The organism is Microbulbifer maximicatervae (SeqCode) (assembly GCF_052467825.1).
In genome coordinates this window covers 493971-519152 of the sequence record NZ_CP174327.1, presented here as the reverse complement: position 1 = coordinate 519152, position 25182 = coordinate 493971, and the positions used below count along the sequence as shown (strand labels likewise).

At 51.0% G+C, this 25182-nt stretch carries 23 protein-coding genes; 6 read left to right on the top strand and 17 right to left on the bottom strand.

Annotation, left to right across the window (positions count from 1 at the left end; all coding sequences use genetic code 11):
* Window positions 1–17: 17 nt before the first annotated feature.
* From ACJJII_RS02320 to ACJJII_RS02305, 4 genes are read right to left on the bottom strand one after another with little or no spacing between them, the layout of a single operon-like run.
* The gene (locus ACJJII_RS02320) at window positions 18–890 is read right to left on the bottom strand and encodes a CsgG/HfaB family protein (RefSeq protein WP_413663259.1); all 873 of its coding nucleotides are present in this window, start codon (window positions 888–890) and stop codon (window positions 18–20) included.
* A gap of 32 nt (window positions 891–922) precedes the next feature.
* Complete coding sequence (locus ACJJII_RS02315; RefSeq protein ID WP_413663258.1) at window positions 923–1342, bottom strand: curli assembly protein CsgF; 420 nt, start codon at window positions 1340–1342, stop codon at window positions 923–925.
* Entirely contained in the window at window positions 1342–1770 is a 429-nt protein-coding gene (locus ACJJII_RS02310; protein ID WP_444918144.1) for a CsgE family curli-type amyloid fiber assembly protein, read from the bottom strand. The genes ACJJII_RS02315 and ACJJII_RS02310 overlap by 1 nt, the downstream gene beginning before the upstream one ends.
* The gene (locus ACJJII_RS02305; protein WP_282931332.1) at window positions 1767–2198 is read right to left on the bottom strand and encodes a response regulator transcription factor; all 432 of its coding nucleotides are present in this window, start codon (window positions 2196–2198) and stop codon (window positions 1767–1769) included. The genes ACJJII_RS02310 and ACJJII_RS02305 overlap by 4 nt, the downstream gene beginning before the upstream one ends.
* An 869-nt stretch (window positions 2199–3067) precedes the next feature.
* On the opposite strand from ACJJII_RS02305, the gene ACJJII_RS02300 reads away from it, so the two are divergent.
* The 3 genes from ACJJII_RS02300 to ACJJII_RS02290 all read left to right on the top strand — a co-directional run bounded on the left by ACJJII_RS02300 (window position 3068) and on the right by ACJJII_RS02290 (window position 6437).
* Window positions 3068–4522 (top strand): hypothetical protein, encoded by a 1455-nt coding sequence (locus tag ACJJII_RS02300; RefSeq protein WP_444918143.1) that lies wholly within the window; start codon window positions 3068–3070, stop codon window positions 4520–4522.
* A 163-nt stretch (window positions 4523–4685) separates the two neighbouring features.
* Window positions 4686–5477 carry a glycerophosphodiester phosphodiesterase family protein gene (locus ACJJII_RS02295; RefSeq protein ID WP_444918142.1) on the top strand — a complete coding sequence of 264 codons (792 nt, stop codon included), beginning with the start codon at window positions 4686–4688 and terminating at the stop codon, window positions 5475–5477.
* Window positions 5478–5534: 57 nt separating this feature from the next.
* Window positions 5535–6437 (top strand): MBL fold metallo-hydrolase, encoded by a 903-nt coding sequence (locus tag ACJJII_RS02290; RefSeq protein WP_444918141.1) that lies wholly within the window; start codon window positions 5535–5537, stop codon window positions 6435–6437.
* Between the two features lie 63 nt (window positions 6438–6500).
* Here ACJJII_RS02290 and ACJJII_RS02285 read toward each other — a convergent pair whose 3' ends face one another.
* Window positions 6501–9620: an efflux RND transporter permease subunit gene (locus ACJJII_RS02285; protein ID WP_444896146.1), complete on the bottom strand. Its 3120-nt coding sequence runs from the start codon at window positions 9618–9620 to the stop codon at window positions 6501–6503.
* Window positions 9621–9740: 120 nt separating this feature from the next.
* Window positions 9741–10859, bottom strand: coding sequence for an efflux RND transporter periplasmic adaptor subunit (locus ACJJII_RS02280; RefSeq protein ID WP_444918140.1), 1119 nt, complete (start codon window positions 10857–10859; stop codon window positions 9741–9743).
* A 134-nt stretch (window positions 10860–10993) separates the two neighbouring features.
* Between ACJJII_RS02280 and ACJJII_RS02275 the strand changes: the two genes are divergently transcribed.
* Window positions 10994–11626 (top strand): TetR/AcrR family transcriptional regulator, encoded by a 633-nt coding sequence (locus ACJJII_RS02275; protein ID WP_413663250.1) that lies wholly within the window; start codon window positions 10994–10996, stop codon window positions 11624–11626.
* On the opposite strand, the gene ACJJII_RS02270 is transcribed toward ACJJII_RS02275, so the two are convergent.
* From ACJJII_RS02270 to ACJJII_RS02250, 5 genes are all read right to left on the bottom strand, one after another.
* Window positions 11607–12071 (bottom strand): GFA family protein, encoded by a 465-nt coding sequence (locus ACJJII_RS02270; RefSeq protein ID WP_444918139.1) that lies wholly within the window; start codon window positions 12069–12071, stop codon window positions 11607–11609. The two genes, ACJJII_RS02275 and ACJJII_RS02270, sit on opposite strands and share 20 nt — an antisense overlap.
* Before the next feature lie 59 nt (window positions 12072–12130).
* Window positions 12131–12892 carry an ABC transporter permease gene (locus ACJJII_RS02265; RefSeq protein ID WP_413663248.1) on the bottom strand — a complete coding sequence of 254 codons (762 nt, stop codon included), beginning with the start codon at window positions 12890–12892 and terminating at the stop codon, window positions 12131–12133.
* Complete coding sequence (locus ACJJII_RS02260; protein WP_444918138.1) at window positions 12889–13854, bottom strand: ABC transporter ATP-binding protein; 966 nt, start codon at window positions 13852–13854, stop codon at window positions 12889–12891. Before ACJJII_RS02260 ends, ACJJII_RS02265 begins: the two co-directional genes overlap by 4 nt.
* A 92-nt stretch (window positions 13855–13946) precedes the next feature.
* Window positions 13947–15170 (bottom strand): MFS transporter, encoded by a 1224-nt coding sequence (locus tag ACJJII_RS02255; protein ID WP_444896150.1) that lies wholly within the window; start codon window positions 15168–15170, stop codon window positions 13947–13949.
* An 18-nt stretch (window positions 15171–15188) separates the two neighbouring features.
* On the bottom strand, window positions 15189–15344 hold the full coding sequence (locus ACJJII_RS02250) for a hypothetical protein (protein ID WP_444896151.1): 156 nt from the start codon (window positions 15342–15344) through the stop codon (window positions 15189–15191).
* 84 nt (window positions 15345–15428) lie between these two features.
* Here ACJJII_RS02250 and soxR point away from each other — a divergent pair, with 84 nt between their 5' ends.
* Complete coding sequence (soxR, locus tag ACJJII_RS02245; RefSeq protein ID WP_444918137.1) at window positions 15429–15917, top strand: redox-sensitive transcriptional activator SoxR; 489 nt, start codon at window positions 15429–15431, stop codon at window positions 15915–15917.
* A gap of 93 nt (window positions 15918–16010) precedes the next feature.
* On the opposite strand, the gene ACJJII_RS02240 is transcribed toward soxR, so the two are convergent.
* The 3 genes from ACJJII_RS02240 to ACJJII_RS02230 all read right to left on the bottom strand — a co-directional run bounded on the left by ACJJII_RS02240 (window position 16011) and on the right by ACJJII_RS02230 (window position 17916).
* Complete coding sequence (locus tag ACJJII_RS02240; RefSeq protein WP_444915587.1) at window positions 16011–16736, bottom strand: dienelactone hydrolase family protein; 726 nt, start codon at window positions 16734–16736, stop codon at window positions 16011–16013.
* 80 nt (window positions 16737–16816) lie between these two features.
* Window positions 16817–17230, bottom strand: a complete 414-nt coding sequence (locus ACJJII_RS02235) for a VOC family protein (RefSeq protein WP_444915588.1) — start codon at window positions 17228–17230, stop codon at window positions 16817–16819.
* Between the two features lie 83 nt (window positions 17231–17313).
* The gene (locus ACJJII_RS02230) at window positions 17314–17916 is read right to left on the bottom strand and encodes a LysE family translocator (protein WP_444918136.1); all 603 of its coding nucleotides are present in this window, start codon (window positions 17914–17916) and stop codon (window positions 17314–17316) included.
* A 375-nt stretch (window positions 17917–18291) separates the two neighbouring features.
* Here ACJJII_RS02230 and ACJJII_RS02225 point away from each other — a divergent pair, with 375 nt between their 5' ends.
* Entirely contained in the window at window positions 18292–19224 is a 933-nt protein-coding gene (locus ACJJII_RS02225) for a LysR family transcriptional regulator (RefSeq protein WP_444918135.1), read from the top strand.
* A 99-nt stretch (window positions 19225–19323) separates the two neighbouring features.
* Here the strand turns inward: ACJJII_RS02225 and ACJJII_RS02220 are convergent, their stop codons facing one another.
* The 3 genes from ACJJII_RS02220 to nirB all read right to left on the bottom strand — a co-directional run bounded on the left by ACJJII_RS02220 (window position 19324) and on the right by nirB (window position 25157).
* A complete protein-coding gene (locus ACJJII_RS02220; protein WP_444918134.1) occupies window positions 19324–22086 on the bottom strand; it encodes a nitrate reductase in 2763 nt (920 codons plus the stop codon).
* Entirely contained in the window at window positions 22086–22532 is a 447-nt protein-coding gene (nirD, locus tag ACJJII_RS02215; RefSeq protein WP_282931350.1) for a nitrite reductase small subunit NirD, read from the bottom strand. The genes ACJJII_RS02220 and nirD overlap by 1 nt, the downstream gene beginning before the upstream one ends.
* A gap of 87 nt (window positions 22533–22619) precedes the next feature.
* Window positions 22620–25157: a nitrite reductase large subunit NirB gene (gene nirB / locus ACJJII_RS02210; protein ID WP_444896156.1), complete on the bottom strand. Its 2538-nt coding sequence runs from the start codon at window positions 25155–25157 to the stop codon at window positions 22620–22622.
* Window positions 25158–25182 lie beyond the last annotated feature (25 nt).

Here is a 25182-nt window from a genome sequence, read left to right as displayed (position 1 = left end):
TTTGTCAGTCATTGATACTACATAATGACAGTGCTGTCATTAAGGTAGTACTGCAATATCGGATTTTCGATCTCATCCGGATTGGCAAGTGCCCAAGAGTTGTGCACGATGCCTTCACTGATCAAATGAATCACAGCAGATTCCATCGCTGAAAGCATAGCAAGCTGTGCGGGTTCATTATAAGTAGTGCCAGCTTCCAATTCCAACAGGCGCCGATATTTTACGTAGCGAAATACATCGGCACTGATTGCCTTGGAGTAGACGGTTTTAGATGTCAATACAGAGTGGAGTACCCGCCCGGAACGAATATCTATGGCCCGCAAGTTCACTGTTACCTGATCCACGCGATACTGCTCGTCTGCGCCAATACCAAAATAGCGAGCACCTGCGCCACCGGTTTGAATATTTTGGTCGTAGGCAACAATGCCGCCTTCTAATAGGACATTCGCAGCTACGAGTGTGGGAAGTGGCACACTGTTATTGACGGGAATATCCGGCTTGGTTAATCCTGCACGGATAATCTTCCGCTCTGTCAGCAGATTTTGCAGCCCTTCACGTTCCAACGGGATAAACCAGCCGGACTCATTGAGTACGTCCATCAGCATGGCCGCGCCACCTTGGGTGACTGCGGTAGAGAAACTGCTGTTTGGTGCGGGTTTGTACTGGCCAGTCTGATCGCGGAAACCGTATACCGCCACCAATATTTTACCCTTCGGTTGCGGAAGGTTGATCAGGTCCCGATAGGTGTTTTTCCTCGGGGTGAGCATTGCATCTGTGATGCCCGGACCAAAAAGTGCATCGCCCACATCTTTGACCGCGGAACAACTACTTAGCGTCATTAATGTCGCTACGATGGGCAAAGCTATCACTTTTTTTATTGCATTACGCATTGCCAAAGAATCCTTTGAAATTTAAACGTTCGTTAGTTTGTCGGGTTTAGCCCGCTTACAACGATTTCGCTTTTATCTCCGGTGCTGCGGTCGGTGATAAGTACTGTTAGAACACCATCGTTATCAACGATTTGTACGATAAAGTCGTCTGTAATCAGTTCTCCACTATTACCATCACCAACATCGGTTAGAAGTTGGTTTAGCAGGCGGGTTTCCAGCGAGTCGCTGAACCTATCCAGAGCACTGGGTTGTTCATAGAGGCTGTCTGGTTTATCCGGATCTTCGTGAGTGTCTTGTGACTGCGCATTTTGCAGTAGGTAAGTACCATTGAGTGGGTTGCCACCAAAATTGGGATTTACCGGTTCATAGATTAATTCGGTGGCCGAGACGTGATGATATGAGAACGCCGCCAGAGAAAAAAAAGCGGTACCCAGTAATGATTTGATCTTCATTAGAATTCATCCTTACCCAAATCAAAGGTGTCTGTGAGTGAGTTGCGAACACGCGCTTGCAGTACTTCCTGGTGAATATATTGCGCGGCCTCATCGGCCAAGCGATGAATATTATTGGTGCTTGGACTGATAAAACGCCTGAAAACAATTTTGTCGTTATAGGTAACCCAGATGAGATTTCCCCAACGTGCTGAGGGTCTCTCGTAAATAGTTAAGTTGTAAGTGGCATCTGGATAATTAAGGTTTCTGTATTCGCTCATGTAGCGGGCAAAATCGTGCCCGGTACGGGTTATTGTTCGATCAATATTGAATCCACTGATTTCGTCTTCGAGTTTTCCAGAATCGGTATCTGCTGGAGGGACCTCTGTGTCATCCTGGCCAAAGGCCAGGGATGCACACAGTGTCAACATCAACAGGGTTAGTCTCATATCCTCTCTTCCTGGAGATTGAGCTTGGCCCAATTACTGGCCTGCAGCCGGTTTTTAACTCCAATTTTTCGGAAAATGTTATACATGTGATTTTTCACCGTGTGTTCGCTAAGGTGCAATTTTGTTGCGATCACACTGTTGGGTTCACCGGTAGTGAGTTGTCCGAGTATTTCCTGTTCCCTGCGGGTAAGAGGGAGGGAGTTTTGTGGGCTGATATGTTGTCGCCCCTCGGCACTGTGAATCGCGGTATCCAATTTGTGAATAAGGTTTTCCTGACTGGTATTGCTATCACAAAGTAGGTGAAAACCTTTCTGGCGTAACTTTTCCGATATATGAATGGGTAGGTTGGCTGGGAGATTAATCAGTAAAGCTTTTGCATGACTAATCTTCTTTAGATCTGAAAGAAACTGCTTTGAGTCGGAGCTCACACCAATTTGCCAGCAATCTATCACGATAGCCTGATAATGCTGCAGGCAGTTTTTTTGTTTTCCAATGCTAGATTTTTCCCAGGGTATGGGAATAGCTTGTGAAAACAGTGAAAATAATAGATCGCCTTGAAGGCCGGAGTTGCTAAAAAAAAGAACCGGCATATACCTCGTACCTCTCCTTGATACAGATAGATCTCTCTTAAAATAAGAGTTTGACCTTCCATCGACTCCTGTCGTTTAGGTTCCCAAAATTACCCCACGTTACCTGCCATGACGACGTGGGAGTCAGCGTAAAATTGTTTCTGCCGTGTTAGGGAAAAACACTCACTCAATGAGAATTTAGTTTGGAGTGTAGACGTAGGAGGGGTAAGGCTTAGGAAAAAATGTGCCTTATTTATGGGGTTTGAATATTTTTGGTTTGATTTGGCTGTGGTTTTTAAGTTTGGAAATGTATTGTTTTTCTCAGTCAAAGTTTTGAAAGGTATGCGTACAATTTATTTTTTTGGCATTTTGTGTCTCGCATATGGTGCTGTTTTTTTTCTTTGGCAACTATTGTGCTTTATTGTTGATTTTCTCTACTCTATGCAGACGTTTATTTTTTTAATTTCTAACGGGATAAACTTAAATTGATGTAAAAGAACAACTGTTTTCAGGTAACTTAATGATGTCACCTGTATGGTTCCGTATTGTTGGGTCGCCTTAACGGCCCTGCGTCTATATCAGCTTTCCCTGTGTTTCCAAAATTAGGGCCTGATCCCAATGGCAAAGCTGTCGTCATACTCCTGTACAAATTGTGAACTTTTGGGCGAATGTGCTGTCCGCAGCTGTTAGGATAGAGGCCAATTGGGCTGATAATGAAGGGGGGAGAGATGAGTCAACTAATGCAAAGTTTACCACTTTGGCTTTGGGGTATCCTGGGATTGATTGTTTTGTTCCTGGCCCGTGAGCCTGTGCATCGCGCCGTATATGCTATAGCGCGTCTGGGACATCGGGCGTTGCGCTTTGTGGCGAGTAATATTGATTCCGCAGAACAAAGACTGGTAGAGCGCAATCGAGAAGTACTTTTTGCTGAAGGCAGGGACACGGCAGAGCGCCAGATTGAAAGAGAATTTGAACGTATTGAGCAAACCGTACAGCGGGATTTGGCACTGTATCCAACCTTACATAGAAAGCTCTGTGAACAACTCAGCAGCTTGGATGAAGACTATGTACGCAGTGCTGAAATAGCACCAGAACCGTCAAACTGGGCCAGGGCTATTCGAGCTGTTTCGGAAATTCCTGGCAAAGAGGACCCTGTGGTAGCAGATGTTCTCGATACTATTAATCAGTCTATGCGCAAGGCCGAGTCCAAAGCTCTGGAGTCCTATCGTGAGTCCACCCGGGAGAGGCATCAATTACTAAAACGTATGCTGCCCAGTTGGCGTGCAATGCTTTCGACATTGGGACGTATTAACAAAAATGTAGAATCGGTTATTCGGCGGGCCAAAGCGCTGGATGGCCATATGGAGCGCTACGAAGAGATTTTGCAGGAAACGGATAAAAGCCTTCACTTGCTGTCTTCATCCTCTTTCAGCCGCTTTCTGACAGCTTCTCTGGTATTAGTGGTTGCTTTAGCTGGCGCTATGGTGAATTTTCAGTTACTGGCACAGCCTATGGCGGCAGTACTGGGCACTGAAGCTTCACTTGGCAGTTATAGTCTCGCCAGTATTTCAGCCGCAGTGGTTATCTTTTTGCAGATCACAGTCGGGTTGTTGATTATGGAATGCTTGCAGGTTACTCGAATGTTTCCTGCGGTAGGTTCCCTCGGTGAGAGTACGCGCAGGTTATTGCTGGGAGTGGCTTTGGCACTCTTATTGGTTTTGGCTGTAGTCGGTGGAAACCTGGCTTTCTCACGTGAGTTGATTCTGCAACAGCAGTTATTAGGTTCTGAGCAGCTTTGGCCAATTCCTCTGGCACAGATGGGACTTGGGTTTGTGCTTCCCTTGATTCTGGCTTTTCTGGCAATTCCTTTGGAGCAGTTTATCCGTTCAGCGCGAACGGTAATTGGTATTGGTGTGGGCTTATCCCTGCGGGGAATGACCATAATACTGCGGTTTTTGGCGATGGCTTCACTGCACTTAGGTGTTTTGGCTAATCGTTTTTACGACATCGTTATTTTTGTTCCCCTCTGGTTACAGGCTTTATATGTGCGTCAGAAACAGGGAATTGAAAGTGAGGCTAAAGAACCGGCGGGGAAAGAAGAGTCCAAAAAGAATACTGTGCTTGCTGACACTGACACTGACACTGACACTGACTCTGTTGCCAAATTAGTGGAAGAGGCGTGATCGAAGCTAACACTATCCAGCTTGAAAACTGACAAAATAATAAGTGTGGTGAAGCATGTTTTGGTTGTCGTTCTTTTTAATTGCCCTAGTCGTCCTATTTCTTTATGCCCGGTCTGCACCGGGTAAACCTTGTCCCCTGTGGTTTCCTCAGGGGGAGGGGCCGATGGTGATCGCACATGGTAATGATTGCGGCAATGGCCTCTACCCAGGAAACACGGCGATTTACCTTGAAAAAATGGTGCAACTGGGCGTGGATGCTATTGAAGTGGATCTGTGGCTCACTGCCGACGGCCATTTAGTGTTGATTCACGACAGGGAGCTGGAAATGTTCTCTGATGGTGCGGGGTTTATAGAGGATAAAACCTTAGAGCAGCTGCGCCAGTTAAATGTTGCCTATCTCTGGACTCGGGATGGAGAGTATTACCCCTATAGAGAAAAGCCCCTGCGAGTGTTGACTCTGGAAGAGGCGCTGTCAATGGTGGGGGATATGCCAATGATACTGGAGATTAAAAGCCGTCAGTATCGCGCTGCAAAAGTGTTGAAGGATGTGCTGGCAAAGTGTGGAAAAGGCGAGCAGGTCGTCGTTTCCTCATTTCACCAAGGGGTGATTAATGAGTTTCGTCGACTCTGTCCGCAAGTAGCGACGGGCACGCCTACCGTAGAGGCGGTGGTATTTTATATTGCACAGTTACTCCGAGCAGAGAAACTGCTGCGTCCAAGCTATAGCGCGATGCAGCTACCGATGGAGCAAAAAGGTATTCCCGTAGTTACTGAAAGTATGGTGCGCGCCGCTAATAAGAAGAAAGTCCACTTGGCGGTATGGACTGTGAATGGCACGGAAAACTACCGGCGCTATATTGAACTGGGCGTACACGGCATTGTGACTGACCGACCGGATCTGCTGTTGGAAATGTTGGCGCAGCAGCGAGAAACTTTATTGAAGCAGGCAGCCTGAGCTAAATAATCAGTTGCCGATGATATTGGAAAGAAATAATAACAACTGGGAGTTTTTATGAAGAACGTAGTAGGTTCCGTCGCCCTGGCGGTTTCTGTATTGGCTGCATCTTTTACCTCTGCGCAGGATCGGTTTGCCAATGTGGAAATTAGTAGTGAATCTGTGTCTGGCAATGTTTATATGCTCAAAGGGGCTGGGGGCAATATTGCGGTACTGGTGGGGGAGGACGGCACTTTTATGGTGGATGACCAATACGCGCCTTTGACCGCAAAAATTCAACAGGCAGTAGCTGAGTTAGCCAAGCAACCTTTGCGCTTCGTCATTAATACCCACTGGCATGGAGATCATACCGGCGGTAATGAAAACCTGGGTAAAAGCGGCGCCCTGATTGTGGCTCACGAGAATGTGCGCAAACGGGTAAGTACCGAGCAGTTTATTGAGGCATTTAAGCGGAAGGTTGAGCCGTCTCCTCCAGAAGCATTACCGGTGATTACCTTTACCGATGCCACTACCTTTTACTGGAATGGCGATAGGGTAAAGGTCCAACATGTGGGGCCGGCGCACACGGATGGTGACTCCATCGTGCATTTTGCCGAAGCCGATGTGATTCATATGGGGGATATTTATTTTAACGGCAACTATCCCTTTATCGATCTCTCTTCCGGCGGCTCGGTGGATGGCATGATCGCAGCTATGGACACTGCTCTGGCAATGGCGGGGGAAGATACCAAAATTATTCCCGGCCATGGCCCCCTCAGTAATCGGGCAGAGCTGCAACAGCAGCGCAATATACTGGCAGGGCTTAGGGACAAAGTGAAAGCGATGGTGGATGAGGGTAAAACCCGGCAGGAAGTGATTTCTGCAAAACCGACTGCGGAATTTGATGCGCAGTATGGCCAGGGTTTTATGACACCGGATATTTGGACCGGGATTGTTTACGACTCCCTGACACAATCTTAGGAAATAAAAAAGGCGGCGCAGTGAAAACCTACGCCGCCTTTTTTGTTGGATTACCCAGTGATTTTAATCTGTAGTGGCGTTCGGGGTCATGGGCCCGCCAAATTCAGGACTGTTTTCCACCGCTTCTTCATTGTGTTCTTCCCGCACTCGGAACCAAGCAGCATAGAGTGCTGGCAGGAACAGTAGGGTGAGTCCGGTTGCGACAATCAATCCGCCCATAATGGCGACCGCCATAGGGCCAAAGAAGTCACTGCGGGACAGTGGAATCATCGCCAATACCGCAGTCAGCGCTGTCAAAACAATCGGCCTGAAGCGTCTTACCGTCGACTCGACAATTGCATCCCAGGGGCTGAGGCCCTGGCTGATATCCTGCTGTATCTGGTCCACCAAAATCACCGAGTTACGCATAATCATTCCCGCCAGGGCGATGGTGCCCAGCATGGCGACAAAACCAAAGGGCTTGCCAAACAGCAGCAGGAACAGGGTAACGCCGATCAGGCCCAGGGGAGCCGTGAGGAATACCATGGTGGATAGGGACATACTGCGCAACTGCAGCATCAGCAGGGTAAAGACCACCAACACAAATAGCGGCATACCGGCATTGACCGATTTTTGCCCCCGCGCAGATTCTTCCACGGTACCACCCACTTCCAGCAAGTAGCCCGGCGGTAATTTATCGCGAATGGATTGAAGCTGAGGCCACACGGCATTGACTACGGTCGCCGGTAACTCTTCCCCATAAATATCAGCGCGCACTGTGACGGTGGGCAGGCGGTCCCGGTGCCAGATAATACCTTCCTCAAAACCGTATTCCAGGGTGGCAATCTGGTTCAACGGTACACTGCGGCCGCTGTCGGTTTGTACCGCGAGGTTACCCAACTGGCGCAGGGCATAGCGATCGTCTTCATTACCGCGCACACGCACGTCGATCAGCTCGTTATCCTCCCGGTATTGGCTCACAGTGATACCCGTTAAGGAGCTTTGCAGAGCCTGGGACAAGGTTGCACTGTTGACGCCCATGGCGCGAGCGCGGTCCTGGTCGATATTGAGGTTGATAGATTTACTGGGTTCTTCCCAATCCAGGTGCACGTTGGTCACTTGTGGATTGTCCCGCAGGCGCTCGGCCACTTCCCGGGCCAATCCGCGCACTTCGCGAATATGTTCGCCGGACAAGCGGAATTGCACCGGGTAACCCACGGGCGGGCCGTTCTCGAGGCGGGACACACGGCTGCGCAGGGTGGGGAACTCCTCATTCATCGTATTGATCAACCAGCTGCGCACTTGCTCGCGTTCTTCGACACTGCGGGTCATCACAACAAACTGGGCGAAACTGGCAGCGGGCAGCTGCTGGTCCAAAGGCAGGTAGAAGCGCGGGGAGCCGGTGCCCACATAGGCCACGTAATTTTCTACCTGATCGTTTTGCGCCAGCAGGGTTTCCAACCTTTTGGCCTGGTGCTCGGTGGATTTCAGCGAGGCACCTTCGGCCAGCTTCAGGTCCACCATCAATTCGAGGCGTCCGGAAGAGGGGAAGAACTGTTGCGGAACCAGTTTGAACAGAGCGAGCGAGCCGACAAAAATTGCCAGGGTGGCTGCGATCACTGTTTTGCGATTGCGCAGGCACCAGGTAATAAAGCGGCGGAAGCGCTGGTAAAAGGGTTTCTGGTAGGGGTCTGCCACTTCACCGCCGTGGCCGTGTCGCGCCAGGTTTGGCAGCAGGTAGTGGCCCAGATAGGGTACAAAGACCACGGCGGCAATCCAGGAAACGATTAGCGACAGGGTGACCACCTGGAAAATAGATCGGGTGTATTCACCGGTGCCGGATTGGGCGGTGGCAATCGGTAAAAAACCGGCGGCGGTAATCAGTGTACCGGTGAGCATGGGAAAAGCGGTGCTGGTCCAGGCGAAGCCGGCGGCTTTTAGCCGGCTGAGCCCCTGCTCCATTTTTATCGCCATCATCTCCACCGCGATAATGGCATCGTCCACCATCAAGCCCAGGGCGAGTACCAGTGCCCCCAGCGAGATCTTGTGCAGGCCGATATTGAAGTAGTGCATCAGCGCGAAGGTCATCGCCAATACCAATGGGATCGACAGCGCCACAATTAATCCCGGGCGGCTGCCGAGGGAGAAAAAACTCACCAGCAGTACGATACCCAGGGCTTCGGCCAGCACTTGCAGGAATTCGCCGACGCCGCGTTTTACTGCCGCCGGTTGGTCGGAGACCTTGCGCAGTTCCATACCTATGGGCAGATCTTCCTGTAGTCGGGCAAAGGTTTCGTCGAGGGCTTTACCCAACTTTAAAATATCTCCCCCTTCCTTCATGGACACGGCGAGGCCGATGGCATCCTCTCCCATAAAGCGCATGCGGGGCTGGGCCGGATCGCTAAAGCCGCGGTGGACCTGGGCGATATCTCCCAGGCGCTGGGTGCGGCCATCTGCGGTAATAGGAAACTGGCGTATTTCATTGACGGAGGTGAATTGTCCGCTCACACGGATGCGCACCCGGTCGCTGACGGTATCCACAAAGCCGCCATCGGTGACCTGGTTTTGCGCTTGCAGGGCGTTTTGAACCGCAGACAGTGGAATGCCCATGGAGGCCAATTTGGTGTTGGATATTTCCACCCAAATTTTTTCGTCCTGTAGTCCCAGTAACTCGACCTTGCCTACATCCTTAACTCGCTGAAGGGCCAGTTGCAGCCGCTCAGCGTAGTCCTTCATCAGTGCGTAATCGAAGCCACTGCCGGTGAGGGCATAAATATTGCCGAAGGTGGTGCCAAACTCGTCGTTAAAAAATGGGCCCTGGATATCCGGTGGCAGGGTGTGGCGAATATCCCCCACTTTTTTGCGCACTTCATACCAGAGATCGGGAATGTCACGGGAGTGCATATCGTCCCGGGCAACAAACAATACCTGGGATTGCCCCGGACGGGAAAAAGAGGAGATACGCTGGTAATCACCGGTCTCCAGTAATTTCTTTTCTACCCGTTCGGTAATCTGGCGGGATACATCTTCGGCGCTGGCGCCGGGCCAGACGGTGTTGATCACCATCACCTTAAAGGTAAAGGGTGGATCTTCACTTTGCCCCAATTGGGTATAGGAAAAGGTTCCCAGCAGTCCCAGGACGATCATTGCGTAAAGCACCAGCGGGCGGTTTTTTAAGGCCCACTCGGAGAGGTTAAAACCCATGGCAGTTTCTCTGTTTCAAGGGCGGCTCTGCTGTTCGCGGCCGCACTTTGGAAATTGTTATCGAGGCTTTATTGGGAATTAATTTGCGCAGGCAGGCATTATTGTTCCCGCGCCTTTAATTTATTCCTGATGGGCGAGAGACGGCCCCTGTTCGATGGGGCGGTTCATACGGTCCACAGGGCGCACCACCATACCTTCCTGCAATAAATGGGTACCTGCGGCCACAATCCAGTCATTGCGTTCCAACCCGGAAAATACCGAGACAAACTCCTCACCGTAGGGGCCCAGGCTGACCGGGGTTTTATGCAGCGTTTTTGTCTCTGGATTTAATACCCATACAAATGCGGCGCCTTCGTCAGCACTGACTGCTGACATCGGAACTTGCAGTACATCAGTTTTTTCCGTCCTGGGGACAAACGCCCGTGCACTCTGGCCGATTTCTACACCGCTCACTTTATTTTCGAAAGCGACCCTGGCTTCAAAGGTGCGGGATATGGGATCGGCTGCCGGTGATAGTTCGCGGATGCGTGCGGGGAAAGATTGGCCCGGTTGGGACCAGAGTTCGACAGTTAGCGGTTGGCCCACTTTAAAGCGGCTGATGGATTGTTCCGGCAGGTCGATACGCACTTCCCGTTCACCATCGGCTGCCAGCTCAAAAATGCCTTGTCCTGCGGCAACGACCTGGCCGGCCTCGGCCATGCGGCGGGCGATCACGCCACTTTCCGGCGCCTTGAGTACGGCGTAGGCAGCCTGGTTGCGGGCAACATCCAGCTGTGCCTTGGCCTGCTGTAGTCGCGCTTCGCTGGCTTCGAATTGGGTTTCTACGGTATCGAATTGGGAGAGGCTCACCAGCTGCTTTTCCAATAGCTTGCGGTGGCGCGACAGTTCACTGCTAGCCAGGCGCTGGTCTGCCTCGGCGGAAGTATGGCTGGCGCGGGCTGAATCCAGTTGTAGCAGCAGGTCTTCAGTGTCCAGTTCCGCCAGGGGCTGGCCCTGTTCCACACGGTCGCCGACATTTACCAGGCGCCGCTGGATTTTCCCGCCGATACGGAAGGCCAGTGCCGGCTCGAAGCGGGCTCTTACCTCACCGGGATAGACATCGGTTTGGGCGCTGGCCAGGGTGGGGCGCACCATAACAGCGGGGCGCGGTTTGGTTTCTTGTTCCTGGGATTCAGAGGGGGCACAAGCGCTCAGCAAAAGGCTGAGTGAGAGTGCAGCGAGGATTGGCATTCGGTACATATTGGCTTCCTTCCCCGGCGCTGGCGCGTCGAGGCAGATCCGTGACTGGGTCAAGCATGGCCGGGCGGCCATCAATGTTATACTGGCGAGTATAGTATATTTAATGAACTAACGAGTCTAGTATATGGAGAGCTATGTCTGAGCAGACCCAGACGGCCGCCCAGCGCGGTCGCCCCAAGGATCCGGTGAAACGCCAAGCCATTCTGGATGCCGCCCGGGACCTGTTTTTATCCCACGGTTTTGCCGCTACCAGCGTGGATGCGGTGGCCTCGGCAGCGGGAGTATCCAAACTTACGGTCTACAGCCACTTCTCCGATAAGGAGACGCTCTTTAGCGCCGCTATTGCCTCTCGCTGCGAAATGATGATGCCCTTGCCCATCTTTGCTTTAGAAGAGGGGGAATCGGTAGAGCAGGTCCTGGAGCGTATTGGCGACGCTTTTATGGGGATGGTGGAGAGCGAGGATAGCGTGCGTCTGTTACGCCTTTTGTGTGCTCTGGCATCCCAGGAGTCGGAAATGGCCCAGCTATTTTTTGACGCCGGTCCACAGAGGATTTTGGGGGAGATAGAGCAGCTATTGCGCAGAGCCAATCAGTTACAGATGTTGAAGGTGGATAATCCCGCCGTAGCGGCGGAAGATTTTATCGGTTTGTTGCTGGGTTGCCACCATATGCAGGTCTTGATCGGCTGCCGACAAATGTCGACACAGGAAGAGCGCCGTGAGCGCGTACAAAAGGCGGTGAGAACCTTTATGTGTGCCCACCACTAGCGCCGGGATTATTGCCTGTATTCTTGGGCTGCTCCGCCATCGCGGGGCACAGGACAATATCACTGGCTACCTGGAGCCACTCAGGTTTATTGCGGCTGTAAACATAGCGCTCGGGATAAATAAATTCCGGTGCATCAAAGGCGCCGCCGCCAAAGCCCCGATATTCGGGTAGGAATTCCAGTGTCCAGGTGAGCGTGCTGCCGCAATCGGGGCAGAACTGGCTCTTTATCCAGCGACCGGCATCGGAGTAAAGAGTGTGGGTTTGCAAATGGCCCTGAAGAAAGGCTATTTGTTTCTTTTTGAAGTAGACCGATAAGCCGATGGGGCTACCGCTGCGCTTTCTGCACCACTGACAAGAGCACAGGCTGACCCGGCGAGGGGAGCCGTGGGCGCGAAAGCGCAGTTGCCCGCAAACGCAGCCCCCTTCGTGATATTCCTCCACCATACTAAGTCCACCGCTGTACCGCCTTTACTAAGGTTGGCACAGCGGCGTGGGGGGAGGAATCAGGTTTTGATGCGGTATCCGGTGCGGAAAATCCACCAGACGGTGGTGAGACACAGCACCAGAAAGAGCAAAGTCATGCCGATACTCAGCCCCAGGTTAACATCGGCTACGCCGTAAAAAGCCCAGCGGAAGCCGCTGATCAAATAAACTACCGGGTTGAACAAGGTAATTTTTTGCCACATTTCCGGCAGCATACTGATCGAATAAAATGCACCGCCGAGAAAAGTGAGCGGCGTAATAATCATCAGCGGAATAACTTGCAGCTTCTGAAAGTCATCGGCCCAAACTCCGATAATAAATCCGAACAGGCTAAAAGTGACGGCAGTCAGCGCGAGGAATGTCAGCATCCACCAGGGGTGTACAATTTCGTAATCCACAAAAAAGCGAGCGGTCAGCAATATCAACAGCCCCAATAAAATGGACTTTGTAGCTGCGGCACCCACATATCCGGTGACGATTTCGAAGGAGGATATGGGAGCGGACAGTACTTCATAAATGGTGCCGGAAAACTTAGGGAAAAATATTCCGAAAGAGGCGTTGGAAATACTCTCGCTGAGCAGCGCCAGCATTACCAATCCTGGAATAATAAAGGCCCCATAGCTGACCCCGTCGATATCCCCCATACGCGATCCAATCGCCGCACCAAACACAATAAAATAGAGAGATGTGGAGAGCACCGGTGAGGCGATGCTCTGCATCAGGGTGCGCCAGGTGCGGGCCATCTCAAACTTATAGATGGCGCCAATTCCATACCAATTCATGCCTGTGCCTCCTTACTGAGCTGCTCTTCCCGTTCAAGGCGGGCACCGTGAACCAAGTTGACGAAAATTTCCTCCAGGGAGCTTTCCCGGGTGTGTAAATCGCGGAATTCAATATTGGCGGCATTTAAACGGCGCAGAAATTCCGCAAGACCAGTGTCTTCGCTTTTGATATCAAAGCGATAAACCAGCTGGCTGCCATCGCTGCTGAGACTGAGTGGCAGGTCAGCGAGACTCTCTGGAATTTGTTGCAGTGGTGTGGGCAGTTGCAGGCTGAGTTCTTTCTCCCCCATTTTCTTCATCAGTGCATTTTTCTCCTCAACCAGAACCAGTTGGCCGTGATTGATAACACCGACACGATCGGCCATTTCCTCGGCCTCTTCGATATAGTGGGTGGTGAGGATAACGGTTACTCCCGACTCTTTCAGTTCGCGCACCATTTGCCACATATCCTGGCGTAGCTCCACATCGACCCCGGCGGTGGGTTCGTCGAGGAAGAGCACATTGGGCTCGTGGGATAGCGCTTTGGCGATCATCAGGCGGCGCTTCATTCCTCCTGAAAGCGTAATAATTTTGTTATCTTTTTTCTCCCATAGGGATAGCTGCCGTAGAATTTTCTCCAGATAGGCGGGATTGGGAGCCTTGCCGAATAGACCGCGGCTGAATTTCACTGCCGCCCAAACGGTTTCAAAGGCATCGGTGGATATCTCCTGGGGCACCAGACCAATCTCATTGCGGGCATTGCGATAGTCCCGCTGAATATTGTAACCATTGACAGTGACCTCACCGCGGCTCGGATTTACGATGCCGCAGATAATGCTGATCATGGTTGTCTTGCCCGCGCCATTGGGGCCGAGCAAAGCAAAGAGTTCTCCCCGCTGAATTTCCAGGTCGATATTCTTCAGGGCGGTAAACCCCTCGGCATAGGTTTTTCCCAAGCCTTTGATGGAAATAATCGATTCCACTTTTTCTCCTTGCCAAAATTACCGTACGGCTTTGGCTGTGTGTTGTCAGGTGGATTTATCGGGCAGAAAGGAGGAATACCTTTCCTTTCGGATCAGTTTCCCGATCCCAGCCCGGAAGTATATGCCAATGAGAATTCTTTTTTAATTTTAATGATGTATATCAAAGCCGCGCTGGAGGCGGAGATCATCAAAATTAAAGCCATGGATGAGAATGCACTGGAATATCCCATTTTATCAATCCAGGGCTGGCTGATGAAAGGCGAAATAAATTGCCCAAGAAAAATTCCAGTCGTCAGAAATCCCGCAGTTTTCCCTCTTTTTGACTCTGGAGCAGACTCGAGAGCCGTAGAAAAGATATGTGGTATCAGGGTACCCATTCCAAGTCCGTAGAGGGCAATAAAAGCAACTATTTCTGTCAGGTTTTGAGCGCCGGCGAGCAGCCCAAAGCTGGCGGCCATAATAGTAAAGCTTGCGATAAAAACGCCGAGCACTCCCAGTCGATTCCGGGCTCGCCGGTAAATCAATAATGAGGCGATGGCTCCCATAACATTACTGGAGGCGATAGCCATAGCAATAAGGCTGGGTGAAGAAATTTCTATCTTGCGCAAGTAAAAAGGGATCTGAGTTGGAATCAGGGTAAAAGCCAGGCTATTTAAAGTTGCCGCCGCCAGTAGTGCATAAAATGCAAGCGGGTTATCCTGCTTTTCTTTTTTGGGGTCTCTGTGCTTGAAAGGCCTTACTCGCATGGGCTCCCAAAGGAAAATTTTAACTGCTGGAACTAGTAGTAAGGCCAACAAGTAAATTGCGAAGGGGGCGCGCCAATGTAAGCTGGCCAGTAGTCCGCCCAGGGTTAGAAATACGACCCCACCGATACTGATAAAAGTACTCTGCTGGCTCAAATAAGTTAGGCGTTGCTCCCGGCTGAAATAATCCCCCACCAGGGCTGTTACCGAGGTCATTGTTCCGGCCACGGCAACTCCCAATAGTAAGCGGCTAGTCAGGATACCTGCGAGACTATCCTGAAATAGGGCTAGTAGACCGGATAGTCCATAGAGTACCAGGGCTGCTTTCAATAATTGCAGGCGGCCATGGCGATCAGCAATCCAGCCTGCTAATGGAGCGCAGAGGGCGATGCTCAAAGCGGGCAGGGTCACTACCAGTCGGCTCCACAAATCACTATTGGGTGTCCCTGAGAAATACTGCTGCAGTGCAGGTAGTGACGGGGCTACAGTGGCCCCCGACATGATAGTGAGTGCTGCCAGGCACAGTAATGTGATACGGCTCTGAGACGGTATCCCGCTGGTCGTGTGCTTCATGATTATTAGTCGCTGCTTCTAGGTCCCTGGGTTTCTCTTCGCGGTATCTCCAGACTCGCGTATTTCAGTAGCAAATTTGGGGTTCAGGCTTGCAGCTGCCACTAGTAGTAAGAACAGGTTTGGGGTGGCTTGACCGGCTGGTTGCGCAACGACGTTTGCTTGGTGCTTTTCCATCACTTTTCTCCCTCGCTTGCATTAGGTTGCGCAGCAGTGTAAAACCTCAATTAATGTTTAGGTCAATGGTTGGTGGGCATTTTTATGGCAGCTGAAGAATCGGCCGAAAAAGGAGCGGTAAAGTCAAAGCAAATCAAGCGGGAGCTGACTGTTGGCGAGGTGGCCGAGCGCAGCGGCGTGGCAGTCAGCGCCCTGCATTTCTATGAAAGCAAAGGCCTGATTGCCAGCCGGCGGACCTCCGGAAATCAAAGGCGTTACTCGCGGGATGTATTGCGTCGAGTGGCCATTATCAAGGTGGCCCAGAGCACCGGGATTCCACTGTCGGAAATACGCGAGGCTTTCGGGGAGCTTCCCAATAAACGTACGCCCAATGCGGGGGATTGGTCATCACTCTCTTCTCACTGGCGTGAAGAGTTGGATCAGCGTATCCAGCAGTTAACCAAGTTGCGCGATGACCTTGAGGGATGTATTGGCTGCGGTTGTTTGTCTATGCAGAAATGCCCTTTACGGAATCCCGGGGATGAAGCTGCGGAGCAGGGAGGGGGAGCTCGCTATTTGGATTTGACCGAATAGGAAAGTGGTAGCAATACACGAGTACTGCTACCAACCCCCAAGGCGTACTTTTATCACTGCTAAAACGCTGATAGCGGTTTTCCGGCGCTCACTTCAGGAGAAAATCTTCTCGTAAAACGCCAGTGTTCCCCGCCAGGCGTCTTCAGCGGCTTCACGGTTATAGGCCAGCGGCAGGCCGAACTTTTCTCCCCGGTCTGTTGCACAGGGGTTGGTAAATCCGTGTAGGACCCCCGGGTAACTGACCAGAGTTAATTTGGCTTCGGATTCCTGCATCTCAGTAACAAACTGGCCGACCTGGTCCGGTGGAACCATCACATCGGCGCCGCCGGTGTAGACCTGTATTTCAGCATTAATAGGTTTGTTTTGTGCGGGGGTACTTCTTGCCAGTGCCCCGTGGTAACTGACTACGCCGCGCAAGTCCACGCCGACTCGAGCCATAGCGAGTACGACTCCGCCGCCAAAACAATAGCCCTGTGCTGCGACCTGGTCCGGGTCTGCTTGGGGCCGCTGCTGGAGCAGTGATAATGCTGTGCGGAAGCGCGCTTCAAGGGCCACCGGGTCCTTCAGGGCTTCATCCCTGAACTGTTGTGCCTCTTGTGGATCATCGGTCTGTTTGCCTGCGCCAAACATATCCACTGCAAAAGCGAGGTAGCCGCAGTTGGCCAGTTTCTCCGCCTGCTCGCGAACAAAGGCATTGTGCCCCCACCATTCGTGTACCAGTAAAACCCCCGGCCGTTTGTCACTGATATTTTCATCCCATGCGAGATATCCGCAAAAAGTATCCCCGTTTACGGTGTAGTCAATTACTTCCGCTTCCATAGTGAGTCGCCTGGCTGATCGAGAAAGAGTCGTTGGGAAACCGGTAAGGGCCCGGCTACTCCGCAAGCGTGGCACAAACTTCAGTTGTTGCCAGTGGGTGGCCCTTTCAGCTCAATCACATTGTCTTCGGGATCTGAGATGTAAATTGACAGGCCAATTCCATCGGCACCAAAGCGCTCTTCTGCTGGCGAAAACTTTACCTGTTCCTGCGCTAAAAAGGCTTGAATACTCTCCGGATTAAAGGGTTCAACCCGGAAGCAAAAATGATCCAGGTTCCGCCCTTCCTTTCCCGGTGCTGCTCCCCCTCCCTGGCCTATAGGTTTATCAACTGGCACTAAATCTATCATGCAAGTGCCTGCGCGGAGTTGGTAGAGGCCAATATCATCCCGTTGGCGCACAATGCTGCATCCAAGAATATTTTGGTAAAAGTCGAGCATGGGTTTTAGAGATTGGACACGCAAGACAATATGGTCAATATGGTGGAGCTTAATCATAGGCGGCCCAAGCTTATTTTTTACTAAGACTAGGTGGACCCTAAGGTAGTTGTCGAGTGAATTAAATGTTAGAGATTTTTTAGTTAATCTGTAAAAGCCTGGCTATAGAGCAGGTAGGTAGCGCAAATAATCAGAAGGCTCCCCATGGATCTGTTAAATATTTTGCGCCGGTATTGACTCTCTAATAGTAAGCGAGCCCGATCCCCGGCAATAGCCCAAGTACTTAATGATATATAGCAAACCAGAAAGTAAATCAGGGTGAATGAGAGTAAATTGCTGTGGTTATCGCTGCTGGAGAAAATAGCCACTCCAGAAAGGCAGGCGATCCAGGCCTTCGGATTGAGCCATTGCAATAAAAACCCCTGGTAAAAGCGTGGTTTCTGTAACTGCTCAATATCCGCATGATTAGTAGGTGCAGCCGCTGTTTGGTAGCCGATATAGGCTACATAAATTGATCCTGGTATCGCAACATATCGTAGTAACTGGGGATAAATTTCTATTACCTGATAGAGCCCAAGGCCTATAGCTGCAAGTAACAGTGTAAAGCCTATTGTGGCTCCTGATACAAAGGGCAAGGTGCGGATAAATCCATAATTCACCCCGGAGGAAATGATAACCATATTCACCGGCCCCGGTGTAATGGACATAGCCAGGGAAAACCCAAACATAGCAAGAAGTAGTGACATTCGCTGCTCCTGGCAGTTATCAATTGTTTGGAGACTTTAATGGCCTGGTAGGAAAATGATTAGATACTTAAAACTGAAATATATTGTTTATAAAAATTTACTTACTAAAAAGGGAGAAGGAAAGAATACACTGCGCTCGGGACCCTATGAGGCATGGATGCCGATTAGGAGCTTACAGGGATGTATTTACTGCGTGTCTCGAGTGCGGTGTATTCTTTCCTTCCACCCCAGTAGTAAGTATGGACGAGTGTGCTGCATGAGACTGGATGCCGATTAGGCGCTAACAGCAATATATTCACAGATCTTCGCAAGAGCGGTGTATTCTTTCCTGTTGACCCAGAAGTATCTTTAGAGAATTCATAGGGAGTTGCTATTTTGCTAAAGGATATTCGCTATTTACTGGTGTTTGCCAAGGTTGTGGAAAGCGGCTCTTTTAGAGGCGCTTCTTCGGAACTGGATATTTCTGTCGCCAGCGTTAGTTCCTATGTGGCGAGGTTGGAGGAAAGTCTTGACGTTGCGCTCTTGTATCGCAATACCCGCAAGTTGTCCCTGACCGAAGATGGGGAAAAGATTTATAAAACGGCACAGAATATATTGGATTTGTACGCCGATGGTCTCGGAGAATACAAAGCGCGAGAGGAACGCAGTATCAGTCGGCTTAAAATTGCAACCCCCGCCGTTTTGATCCACAGCCGCTTGCTGAGCAAAATAGTGGACTTTGTCCGACGGGATCTGGGTATTCATTTACAACTTCAATGCAGCGACCAGCACGAGGATGTAATTGGCGGTGGTTTTGACTTGGCAATTCGCCTGGGTAATATGCCTGATAGCAATTTGAAAGCGCGTAAGATATTTGAATTAGAGCGGGTGTTAATTGCCAGTGGCGATATGCTGGATCGCTATGGTTTTCCGGGTCATCCTCGCGACCTTGCAGTCTGGCCCTGGATTGGGCTGACAATGCGGCCCAATCACCGGCAATTTCTACATCGGCAGCAGGGCGAATATGAAGTTAGCTACACCCCGGTAGCGACTGTCGACAGCGTTGAAGCGGCTTATCGACTGACGAGCTGCGGCCTGGGACTATCGGCGCCACCTCGATTTTTAATAAGCGCACAGGATGATGTACAAGAGTTATTACCAGACTGGCAGCTTCCGAATTTACCCGCCTATGCAGTTAGGCCTTCAAACGGAGTCTCCGAAGGTCCTATACAGAAACTGATTGATTATTTGGCCGATAGTGATACCCAGCTGGCCGCCTGCCATCCTCGTGATTTAACGCAAAAGCTAGCTGCAGAAGCGGTTGATTGATTGTCCCGGAAGGTTCTCAATAGCTCGGTAGAGGCCTCTGCCGTCAAGGTTGGTCACTTGCGGGCAGAGGTTCTTTTATTCATGGGGGAATTTAAAACCTTACTGCGGAATAAATTCCTGAACCATATTTATTTGGGCATTACTGCTTATTTCTACCGGATCTTGCTTTACCGGAGTTGACTCCATGGATGTGTCTTCAGAGGCATTAACTGTGCGAATAATACTGGCGATTTCTGGTTTGCAGGAACCGCAGCTGGTACCGCAGCCAAGAGTTTCACCCAGTGCTTCGACAGTGTTAATGCCCTGGGCGATAGCCTCCTCTATCTGTGGCCGTGAAACCTGGAGGCAGGTACAAATCATCTTCACACCGGGCTTTATGGGATGAAGCAGTTGCCCCGGTGATTCCGGCAAGGGAGTGGCCAGGTAGTTTTCCAGGTGCTGTCGGCTGGGTAATTGATGCCAGTCTCTGCCAGAGAAAATCAGCAGTTTTAAGTTATCGTCGTAGGCGATCCAGCGCTGACTTTTAGGGGTAACCAATTCCTGCCAGAATAATTGGGGCTGGTCGACCATTATCTTGGATGCCAGTTCCCGCCCGTGGATAAGTTGGTTCGCGGCAATTTCATAGCGAAAGCCACTTTCCAAGGGGACTCGATACCAGTGCAGGATACTGCTGTCGTTGGGCTGCTGTAACCAATCCCATACTCTATCGGCAGTCTCTTCGGCACAGATCATTGTGGCAAAGTATTCAGCTGCCAGAGGACTGACACTAACGGGAACCTGTTTGAATTCTGGTTGGCCGGAATAGGGATCAATACTGGAGTCCGCCAGGGCGCTGGGCTTGGAATCCTGTGAGAAGGTTTCGCTCCAGTGAATGGGGGCAAAGATCTCCCCGCTTTTTTGTCCTCCGTTGAGGGCGGCGCGGCCGACCATTTTAGATGAGGCGCTGTTTAACCGAACTAATTCCCCATCGTTAACCTGGAAGCGAGCGGCATCCTTGGGGTTTATTTGTATTTCCGGCAGTTCGCTGTGATCGAGTAATTTCCTTACCCGCCCGGTTCGGGTCATGGTATGCCACTGGTCGCGCATACGGCCAGTATTGAGCCATATGGGATAGTCGTCACTGATCTGCTGTTCCGGAGGCTGCGGCGTTATGGGGATAAAGCGCGCACGTTTGTCCGGGGTAAAAAACTGTCCACTGGTGAATAAGCGTTTGCACCCGGCGGGGTGCTCCTGGTTGACCGGCCACTGCACCGGAGCCAATGCATCGTATTCGCTGCGATTGATATTGGCGAGTGCGGAGATATCGAAAGCCCTGGAGCCGTGGTTTTCGAAGCCGGAAAGCTGGGCGTGCTCACGAAAAATATCGGCGGGGTGTGAATAATTAAACTGATCCCCATAGCCCAGATGTTGGGCCAGCCCGCACAGGGCTTGCCAGTCGTGGCGAGCTTCTCCCGCAGGGGATAAAAATCCACGCTGCCGAGAGATACGTCGTTCTGCATTGGTGACAGTGCCGTTTTTTTCTCCCCAGCCCGTTGCAGGAAGTAGCAAATCGGCACAGCGAGCGGTATCGGTATTGGCAATGCAGTCGGAGACAATAACCAACGGGCATTTCTGTAGTGCGGCTTTGACTCTATCGGCTTCGGGCATACTGACGGCGGGGTTGGTAGCCATAACCCAAATGGCTTTAATTTTTCCGCTTTCTACCGCGCGGAACATATCCACAGCCTTCATTCCCGGCTTGGTAGCAATTTGATCGGAATTCCAGAATCGTGATACCCGGTCAATATCCTGCTCGTTAAACTCCATATGCGCGGCGAGGGTATTGGCAAGTCCGCCCACCTCGCGTCCACCCATCGCGTTGGGTTGGCCGGTAATAGAAAATGGTCCTGCACCAATTTTGCCCACGCGTCCGGTGGCTAAATGGCAGTTTATGATTGCGTTGTTTTTATCAGTGCCGCTGCTGGACTGATTGATTCCCATAGAATAAAAACTAATGGTCTTTTCTGTTGCTGCAAATGCCTGAAAAAATTCCAATAGTTTTTCGATAGATATGCCACAGGTGGCCGCAGTTAATTCTGGTGACCAGTCTTGAGCCGCAGCTAAGGTATCGGCAAATCCCTGTGTATGATTTTTTATGTAGTCGGTATCTAGATAATAGTGCCGGCTGAGAAAACGCAGAAGTCCATTGAATAGTGCCGCATCAGTGCCGGGTTTAATTGCCAGGTGCAGATCTGCCATTTCACTGGTAGCGCTGCCACGGGGGTCGATAACGACAAGCTTTGCAGCACCTGCCTGCATTCGCTGGAATAAGATCGGATGTGTCCAGGCTGCATTGGAACCGATAAGCACGATAAGTTCAGCCTGTTCCAGATCCTCATAGGAACAGGGTACCGCATCGGCACCAAATGCGCGTTTATATCCCACCACCGCAGAGGCCATACAAAGTCGGGAATTGGTATCAATATTGGCAGAGCCAATAAATCCCTTCATTAACTTGTTGGCCACATAGTAGTCTTCGGTGAGAAGCTGACCGGACAGATAAAAAGCTACCGAGTCAGGGCCATGGTCGCGAATTGTCTGCTTAAAGGCATCGGCCATATAAGAGAGCGCAGTATCCCAGTCACAATCTTTTCCGTGCAGGCGAGGGTGTAGGAGACGGCCGTGTTCGCCCAGCGTTTCGCCGAGCGCAGAACCTTTAACGCACAATTTGCCGAAATTTGAAGGGTGCTGGGAATCGCCACTAACAGTAATCGCTGTAGTATTTGCGCGCTCTTCCCTGTTAACCGAAACCCCACAACCGACACCACAATAGGGGCAGGTAGTGCAGGAGCGGTGCGCGCTCAGAAATTCCTGTACTGCCATTACTGTAGCTTATTGTTGCCGATGTAAACCGTGTTCCCACTAAATGCCAGCGGGTAGGTGGCAAGCTTGATATCGCTGTCTTCCATGCAGACTCCATCGCTAAGGCGGAAATGGTTTTTATACATTGGGGAAGCAATGGTTAATTCCCCTTCCAATTCCGCAATAATTCCTCTTGCAATCACACCAGCTTGTGCGATTGGGTCCCAGTTGTCAACGGCATAAAGCTGTTGTTCCTGGTCGGGTAAAAAAAACAGGGCGATGCTTCTTTGATAGACAGTTTTAGTCACTGTATTCAAAGCCTTCGTTGGGTATACGGAGGTATCGCCCCAAAGCGCACATACCCCAGAGTTGGTGACCAAATCTGATCGCTGACAGATTGGAGACCATTGGGGGTGGGTTATGGCAACTGAATTTGAGGGAGTTTCTTGCAGGGCAGCCAGGCTCATAATAATTTCCTCACAATGGATGGAAAGGATTCAAAAGCAATTTATTAATAAAGGTATAACTGGCGGCTTGCGCCGCCGGGAGAAGCTTTAGGCGGATTCGGCTGTTTCCACTAGCTCGTCAGTGGTTGCCGGACGCGGTTGTCCACGCTCCTTAACGAAAACAATCTTTTCATCGGTTTCGTTGCTATTGACGAATTGACGGAAGCGCTTGAGTTTTTCCGGATCGTTAATGGCTGTTTTCCATTCGCACTGGTAGGTGTCTACTACTCGGGCCATCTGGACTTCCAGCTCGGCACAAATCCCCAGCTTGTCATCGATAATGACTTCGCGCAGGTAATCCAGGCCGCCGTCAAGATTTTCCAGCCACACAGATGTGCGTTGTAATTTATCGGCGGTGCGCACATAGAACATCAGGAAACGGTCGATATAGCGGATAAGAGTTTCGTCATCCAGGTCGGTGGCGAACAAATCTGCATGGCGGGGGCGCATGCCACCGTTGCCACAAACAAATAGATTCCAACCTTTTTCAGTGGCAATAACCCCGACATCTTTGCTTTGAGCCTCAGCGCATTCACGGGTACAGCCGGAAACAGCCATTTTTATTTTGTGTGGAGAACGCAGTCCCTTGTAACGATTTTCTACTTGAAGGGCCATTGAAACGCTGTCCTGAACCCCAAAGCGACACCAGGTGCTACCAACACAAGACTTAACCGTGCGCAGGGATTTGCCGTAGGCATGGCCGGTTTCAAATCCGGCATCAATCAGTTCTCGCCAAATTTCCGGTAGCTGCTCCAGGCGCGCGCCAAACAAGTCGATACGCTGGCCACCGGTAATTTTGGTATAGAGGTTGTAGCGTTTGGCCACTTCGCCGATCACTATTAATTTTTCCGGTGTGATCTCGCCGCCGGGAATACGCGGGACTACAGAATAGCTGCCGTTTTTCTGCATATTCGCCATGAAAGTATCGTTGGTGTCCTGTAAGCCGACGTGAGTCTGCTCCAGAATATGTTCATTCCACAGGGAGGCAAATATGGATGCGGCTGCAGGTTTACAAATTTCACAGCCGCGCCCTGAACCGTGTTTGCTTAATAATTCACTAAAGGTTTTTATTTCTTCCACCTGGATAATGTGGAATAACTCCTGGCGGGAGAAGGGGAAGTGCACGCATAAGTGATTGTTCACTTCCATGCCGAGCGCCGCTAGCTCTTCATCGACAATATTTTTCAGTAGCCCAGCACAACCACCGCAACCTGTAGATGCTTTTGTTACATCCTTAACATCAGCCAGTGAGTGGCAGCCACCGGCAACGGCGTCGATAATCTGGCCTTTACTTACATTGTGGCAGGAACATACGGTAGCCGAAGCGGGGAGTGCAGCAGCACCCAGCCCGGGAGCTGCGCCATCGGTTGCCGGTAAAATTAATTGTTCCGGGTGTTCGGGCAGATCAATATCGTTGAGGTGATATTGCAGCAGGGTATCGTAGTCATCCGTATCTCCTACCATTACCGCGCCCAGGAGCTTTTTTCCCTCGCTATCGGTGATCATACGTTTGTAAACACCGCTCTGCTCGTCTACAAAAGTAATAGCGGCAGCGCCGTTGGTGCGACCATGGGCATCGCCAATAGAACCGACCTGTACGCCCAGGAGTTTCAGCTTGGTGCTCATGTCAGCACCGTTAAAACTTTCCTCTCCACCGGTCAGTTGAGCGACAGCAGTACGCGCCATGCTGTAACCGGGAGCGACCAGGCCAAAAATTTTCTGATCGTAAAGCGCGCATTCGCCGATAGCGAAAATATTCGGGTCTGAAGTACGGCAGTTGCTGTCAATTACGATCCCGCCGCGTTCGCCAACTTCCAGCCCGCTGGATTTTGCCAGTTCATCCTGGGGGCGAATGCCTGCGGAGAAAACAATCATATCGGTAAGCAGTTCTTTATCTCCCTTGAACTGCATACGCAGGCGGCCGTCTACTTCTTCAATCAATTCCGTGGCGGTACTGGTGTGTACCTGAACCCCGAGTGCTTCAATTTTTGTTCTTAATAGGGCTGAACCACCTTCATCCAACTGAGTGGCCATAAGGCCTGGGGCGAACTCGACAACGTGGGCTTCAAGTCCCAGGGCTTTCAGGGCATTGGCAGCTTCCAGGCCCAGTAGGCCACCGCCGACAACTACACCACTTTTTGCACTGGCGGCAATCGAGCGAATGGAATCGAGATCTTCCAGGGTTCGATATACAAAGCAGCGCTGGTGTTGATGGCCGGGTATTGGCGGAACAAAAGGGTAGGAGCCGGTGGCAAGTATTAATTGGTCGTAAGAGTGGCTGGCTCCACTTGCCGCAGTAATTGTTTTATTGTCCCGATCAATTTGCACCACCTTGTCATTGAGCAGGATATTAAAACCCCACTGCTGATACTGCTCCAAGTTTCCCATGGACAGGTCTTCAGCTGTGCGTCCGGCAAAGTATTCGGAAAGGTGGACCCGGTCATAAGCGGGACGGGGCTCTGCACAGAATATGGTGATATCAAACTGGTTGGCGTATTGATGGTTGGCGAGCTGTTCCAGGAAATGGTGCCCGACCATACCGTTGCCAATCACAATCAGCTTTTGAGGTTTAACATTTGCCTTCATTTACAATCCTGCCGTCTCAATTCGT

Excerpts from the sequence above, each read along its gene's own strand:
- ACJJII_RS02320 (WP_413663259.1), bottom strand. The coding sequence starts at position 890 with ATGCGTAATGCAATAAAAAAAGTGATAGCTTTGCCCATCGTAGCGACA.
- ACJJII_RS02315 (WP_413663258.1), bottom strand. The coding sequence starts at position 1,342 with ATGAAGATCAAATCATTACTGGGTACCGCTTTTTTTTCTCTGGCGGCG.
- ACJJII_RS02310 (WP_444918144.1), bottom strand. The coding sequence starts at position 1,770 with ATGAGACTAACCCTGTTGATGTTGACACTGTGTGCATCCCTGGCCTTT.
- ACJJII_RS02300 (WP_444918143.1), top strand. The coding sequence starts at position 3,068 with ATGAGTCAACTAATGCAAAGTTTACCACTTTGGCTTTGGGGTATCCTG.
- ACJJII_RS02295 (WP_444918142.1), top strand. The coding sequence starts at position 4,686 with ATGGTGATCGCACATGGTAATGATTGCGGCAATGGCCTCTACCCAGGA.
- ACJJII_RS02290 (WP_444918141.1), top strand. The coding sequence starts at position 5,535 with ATGAAGAACGTAGTAGGTTCCGTCGCCCTGGCGGTTTCTGTATTGGCT.
- ACJJII_RS02285 (WP_444896146.1), bottom strand. The coding sequence starts at position 9,620 with ATGGGTTTTAACCTCTCCGAGTGGGCCTTAAAAAACCGCCCGCTGGTG.
- ACJJII_RS02280 (WP_444918140.1), bottom strand. The coding sequence starts at position 10,859 with ATGTACCGAATGCCAATCCTCGCTGCACTCTCACTCAGCCTTTTGCTG.
- ACJJII_RS02275 (WP_413663250.1), top strand. The coding sequence starts at position 10,994 with ATGTCTGAGCAGACCCAGACGGCCGCCCAGCGCGGTCGCCCCAAGGAT.
- ACJJII_RS02270 (WP_444918139.1), bottom strand. The coding sequence starts at position 12,071 with ATGGTGGAGGAATATCACGAAGGGGGCTGCGTTTGCGGGCAACTGCGC.
- ACJJII_RS02265 (WP_413663248.1), bottom strand. The coding sequence starts at position 12,892 with ATGAATTGGTATGGAATTGGCGCCATCTATAAGTTTGAGATGGCCCGC.
- ACJJII_RS02255 (WP_444896150.1), bottom strand. The coding sequence starts at position 15,170 with ATGAAGCACACGACCAGCGGGATACCGTCTCAGAGCCGTATCACATTA.
- ACJJII_RS02250 (WP_444896151.1), bottom strand. The coding sequence starts at position 15,344 with ATGGAAAAGCACCAAGCAAACGTCGTTGCGCAACCAGCCGGTCAAGCC.
- soxR (WP_444918137.1), top strand. The coding sequence starts at position 15,429 with ATGGCAGCTGAAGAATCGGCCGAAAAAGGAGCGGTAAAGTCAAAGCAA.
- ACJJII_RS02240 (WP_444915587.1), bottom strand. The coding sequence starts at position 16,736 with ATGGAAGCGGAAGTAATTGACTACACCGTAAACGGGGATACTTTTTGC.
- ACJJII_RS02235 (WP_444915588.1), bottom strand. The coding sequence starts at position 17,230 with ATGATTAAGCTCCACCATATTGACCATATTGTCTTGCGTGTCCAATCT.
- ACJJII_RS02230 (WP_444918136.1), bottom strand. The coding sequence starts at position 17,916 with ATGTCACTACTTCTTGCTATGTTTGGGTTTTCCCTGGCTATGTCCATT.
- ACJJII_RS02220 (WP_444918134.1), bottom strand. The coding sequence starts at position 22,086 with ATGGCAGTACAGGAATTTCTGAGCGCGCACCGCTCCTGCACTACCTGC.
- nirD (WP_282931350.1), bottom strand. The coding sequence starts at position 22,532 with ATGAGCCTGGCTGCCCTGCAAGAAACTCCCTCAAATTCAGTTGCCATA.
- nirB (WP_444896156.1), bottom strand. The coding sequence starts at position 25,157 with ATGAAGGCAAATGTTAAACCTCAAAAGCTGATTGTGATTGGCAACGGT.